Origin of the sequence: Paraconexibacter sp., assembly GCF_041602235.1 — a bacterium.
GTDB lineage: Bacteria > Actinomycetota > Thermoleophilia > Solirubrobacterales > Solirubrobacteraceae > Paraconexibacter.
Window position 1 is genome coordinate 1 of sequence record NZ_JBFIGP010000307.1, and the last position, 4,322, is coordinate 4,322.

At 70.2% G+C, this 4,322-nt stretch carries 4 protein-coding genes and 1 pseudogene; 4 read left to right on the forward strand and 1 reads right to left on the reverse strand.

Annotated features, from left to right (window positions below):
* A pseudogene (locus ABYE80_RS17660) lies at window positions 1-579 on the reverse strand (hypothetical protein); the annotation flags it as partial.
* Window positions 580-708: 129 nt separating this feature from the next.
* Between ABYE80_RS17660 and rpsA the strand changes: the two are divergent.
* The 4 genes from rpsA to ABYE80_RS17680 form a co-directional block, all read left to right on the forward strand.
* Window positions 709-2,202, forward strand: a complete 1,494-nt coding sequence (gene rpsA / locus ABYE80_RS17665; RefSeq protein WP_372791623.1) for a 30S ribosomal protein S1 — start codon at window positions 709-711, stop codon at window positions 2,200-2,202.
* A gap of 5 nt (window positions 2,203-2,207) precedes the next feature.
* Window positions 2,208-2,828, forward strand: a complete 621-nt coding sequence (gene coaE, locus ABYE80_RS17670) for a dephospho-CoA kinase (RefSeq protein WP_372791624.1) — start codon at window positions 2,208-2,210, stop codon at window positions 2,826-2,828.
* Complete coding sequence (locus tag ABYE80_RS17675) at window positions 2,825-3,535, forward strand: lytic transglycosylase domain-containing protein (RefSeq protein WP_372791625.1); 711 nt, start codon at window positions 2,825-2,827, stop codon at window positions 3,533-3,535. The genes coaE and ABYE80_RS17675 overlap by 4 nt, the downstream gene beginning before the upstream one ends.
* Before the next feature lie 61 nt (window positions 3,536-3,596).
* The coding region (locus ABYE80_RS17680) for a DEAD/DEAH box helicase family protein (RefSeq protein ID WP_372791626.1) at window positions 3,597-4,322 on the forward strand (726 nt) is incomplete at its 3' end.

The following is a 4,322-nucleotide window of genomic DNA, read 5'->3' on the forward strand; positions in this document are numbered from 1 at the left end:
GACGTCGTTGTCGAACGTGCGGACCGCGTTCGGGCTCCGGATGACGGCGTTCTCGGTGAGCCCACGTCGTGGCGGGTCGCACTTCTCGCCCAGGTCCCCCTCGAGCTCCTCGACCGACCAGTCGATCCCGGTCACGGGCTCGAGGTCGGGCCCGATGTGCCGGGCCATCTCGCGGAGCGCCACGTGGGCACCCCGCGAGCTCCAGTGGGTGTCCGTCTTCGGATAGACGATGCCCTCGTGCTTGGCCGCGACCAGCGCCGGCTCGAGCAGCGTGACGGGCTGGGAGACGTGCGCCTGCACCTGGTGGATCGGCCGGTCGGCGACGGGCCGGTAGGGCAGGTGCTCCGGATACACGCTCTCCTTGTCCGGGGCGATGAACGTGAAGTACCGGATGTCACGCGCCGAGGCCCGTTCGGCACGCTGCTCGAGCGTGGCGGCCCAGCGATCGAGGTCGCGTCGGGTCAGCCGGCGCCGACCGGTGTGTTGCTCGACGACGCGGTTGGAGTCTCCGTCGAGGAAGAGCCAGCCGTCTCGTCCCTCGAGCGCGGTCGGGCGGTGCCGCTTCGGTGATATGTGCACAGCGTCCGAGCATACTCACGCGTCGGCGCAGCCCGGCGCCGAGCATTTACCCGGTCCGCGCGCGTGCTCCGGACCCCGGTCGGGACGCGCAGCTCAGCAGGCGCCCCATCGCGATACGCTTCCCGGTCCATGACCCAGACCATCACACCAACTACTGAGGCGAAGGTCGTCGAAGGTTCAGACGGCCTGCTGCTCGAGATCGACGGGCAGATCGTCCCGAACTACGACGCGACCTTCTCGCCGTTCGAAGAAGGCGAAGTCGTCTCCGGCATCGTCGTCCGCATCGACAAGGACGAGGTCCTCGTCGACATCGGATACAAGAGCGAGGGGGTCATCCCCAACAACGAGCTCTCGATCCGCAAGAACGTCGACCCCAACGAGGAAGTCACCCTCGGTGAGGAGATCGACGCGCTCGTCCTCACCAAGGAGGACCAGGACGGTCGCCTGATCGTCTCCAAGAAGCGTGCGCGCTTCGAGAAGGCCTGGCGCCGCATCGAGGCCGCCGCCGAGTCCGGCGAGCCGGTCGAGGGCACCGTCATCGAGGTCGTCAAGGGCGGCCTGATCATCGATCTCGGCGTCCGTGGCTTCCTTCCCGCATCCCTGGTGGACATCCGCCGCGTGCCGGACCTCGATCAGTACATGAGCACCCAGATCGAGTGCAAGGTCATCGAGCTGAACCGCTCGCGCAACAACGTCGTCCTGAGCCGCCGCGCGGTCCTGGAGGAGGAGCGCAAGGAGCAGCGTCAGGAGATCCTGGACCGTCTGCAGCCCGGTCTGGTGGTCGAGGGTCAGATCTCGAACATCGTCGACTTCGGCGCGTTCGTGGACCTCAACGGCATCGACGGCCTGATCCACATCTCCGAGCTGTCCTGGTCGCACGTCAACCACCCGAGCGAGATCCTCAACATCGGCGACACCGTCGCCGTGAAGGTGCTCGACATCGACCGCGACCGCCAGCGCATCTCCCTCGGTCTCAAGCAGACCCAGGAGGATCCGTGGCAGCGCGTGGTCGACACCTACAACGTGGGTGACGAGCTCGAGGGCACGGTCACGAAGGTCGTCACCTTCGGTGCGTTCGTCGAGATCCTCGACGGCGTCGAGGGCCTCGTGCACATCTCCGAGCTGGCCGGCCACCACGTCGAGAACCCGCGCGAGATCGTGCAGCCGGGCGACGACGTGCGCGTGAAGATCCTCGAGATCGACTCCGAGCGTCGCCGGCTGTCCCTGAGCGTCAAGCGCGTCGAGGGCCAGGAGCTGCCGCGTCGCGAGTGGGTCGACGACGGTGAGGGCGCGGGCAACCTGGACGACATCCAGGACCTGGGCCTCAGCGAGGACGTCTTCGTGGGCGAGGCCGGCCAGGCTCCGTCCATCGACGCACCGGTCGAGGAGGCCCCGGCCGCCGAGGAGGCTCCGGCCGCTGAGGAGGCTCCGGCCGCTGAGGAGGCTCCGGCCGCTGAGGAGGCTCCGGCTGCCGAGGAGGCTCCGGCCGCTGAGGAGGCTCCGGCTGCCGAGGAGGCTCCGGCCGCTGAGGCGCAGGCTCCGGCTGCCGAGGAGGCTCCGGCTGCCGACGAGGCTCCGGCTGCCGACGAGGCACCCGCGCCGGACGCCGACGAGCAGGCCTAGCCGCAGTGTCGGACCCCCGCGCCGAGCAGGCGCCGGTGCCCTTCGTGGGGTTGACCGGCGGGCTCGGTGCGGGGAAGTCCACCGCGCTCGCCGCGTTGCAGCGGCTCGGCGCCATGACCCTCTCCACCGACGCGGTGGTCCATGAGCTGTACGAGAGCGACGAGGTCCGTGACCTGGTCGTCGAGCGCTGGGGTCCCGAGGTGGCGCCGGGGGGCGTCGTCGACCGCTCGGCCGTCGCACGGCGGGCGTTCGCGCACCCCGACGAGCGGGCCTGGCTGGAGCAGATGCTGTGGCCGAGAGTGGGTGCGCGCGTGGTCGCGTTCCGGCAGGAGGCCGAACAGCACGACCCGCCGCCGCGGGCGGCCGTCGTCGAGACGCCGCTGCTGTTCGAGGCCGGGATGGAGGCCGCGTACGACGCGACGATCGCCATCACCGCTCCGGAGGACGTGCGGGCCGCTCGCGCCGCAGCACGCGGTCACGCGGCCGTCGACGAGCGAGCATCCCGCCAGCTCTCGCAGGAGGAGAAGGCGGCGCGCGCGACGTACTCCGTGGTGAACGACGGCGACGTCGAGCAGCTCGAGCAGAAGCTGTCGGCGGTCCTCGTCACACTGTCCGCAGGCCCATGAGCTCCCGCCCCGCCGCCGCCCGCCGCCTCGACCCGCCCCGGACGACCCCGGGGCGCCAGGCTGCGCCGGCGAAGCGGCGGGCGAGCGCGGTCGCGCAGCGCCGTCTCGGCGCGGCCCGACGGCGGCAGCTGCGCCGACGGCGGGCGGCGGTCATCCTCGTGGCGCTCGCCGCGGGCGGCGCCGGCGCCGCGGTGCTCGCACCGACGTTCAGCGATGCCGTGCAGGAGATCACCCTGCCGCTCAAGCACGAGGACATCATCCGTCAGCAGGCCTCCGACAAGCGTCTGGACCCGGCGCTCGTGGCCGCGGTGATCTTCGCGGAGTCGCACTTCCGCGACCAGACGTCGCCCGCCGGGGCCAAGGGCCTCATGCAGATCACCCCGGACACGGCGCACTACATCGCCCAGAAGTCCGGCGGCGTCGCGTTCGAGACCGCGGACCTCGCGACACCGCAGGTGAACATCGCCTACGGGTCGTTCTACCTGCGGTACCTGCTGGACCACTACGGCGGCAACACGATGCTCGCCCTCGCGGCCTACAACGGCGGAGAGGGCAACGTGGACCGCTGGGTGGCGCAGGCCCGCTCCGACGGCCGTGAGCTCCGTGTGCAGGACATCCCGTTCCCGGAGACCCGGCACTACGTCGAGAAGGTGCTCGCCGCGCGGTTGGACTACCGCGCCTCGTACGCGAACGAGCTCGGGCTGTAGACGGCGGGCCGGCGACGGCGCACGAGCGGGACCGGTCCCAAGCGCTCGCTACCCTCGTGCGATGCCGCCGTTCCGTCTGGACTCCGCCTTCAGCCCCGCCGCCGATCAGCCCAAGGCGATCGACGAGCTGGTCGACGCCGTGCAGGCCGGGGACCGCTTCACCACGCTGCTCGGGGCGACCGGCACCGGCAAGACCATGACGATGGCGGCGACGGTCGAGCGCCTGCAGAAGCCCACGCTCGTGATGGCGCACAACAAGACGCTCGCCGCGCAGCTGTGCAACGAGTTCCGCACGTTCTTCCCGGACAACGCGGTCGAGTACTTCGTCAGCTACTACGACTACTACCAGCCCGAGGCGTACGTCCCCAGCCGCGACCTCTACATCGAGAAGGACTCGGCGATCAACGAGGAGATCGACCGCCTGCGCCACGCGGCGACCGCGGCGCTCTTCGCCCGCCGCGACGTGCTGATCGTCGCCTCCGTGTCGGCGATCTACGGCATGGGGTCGCCCGAGACCTACGACGAGAACCTCCAGATCCTCCGCAAGGGGGACGAGATCGACCGCGATGCGCTGCTGCGCAAGCTGGTGTCGATCCAGTACACCCGCAACGACGTGGCGCTCGGCCGGGGCAACTTCCGCGTCCGTGGGGAGTCCCTGGAGATCTTCCCCGCGTACGCCGAATCCGCCTATCGCGCGACGCTGTTCGGGGACGAGGTGGAGCGTCTGCAGCACTTCGACCCGCTGACGGGCGAGTTGCTCGAGGACGATCTGGAGCACGTCTCGATC

Bases quoted from the DNA above. Each gene is read 5' to 3' on its own strand.
- rpsA (WP_372791623.1), top strand. From the start codon at position 709: ATGACCCAGACCATCACACCAACTACTGAGGCGAAGGTCGTCGAAGGT.
- ABYE80_RS17675 (WP_372791625.1), top strand. From the start codon at position 2,825: ATGAGCTCCCGCCCCGCCGCCGCCCGCCGCCTCGACCCGCCCCGGACG.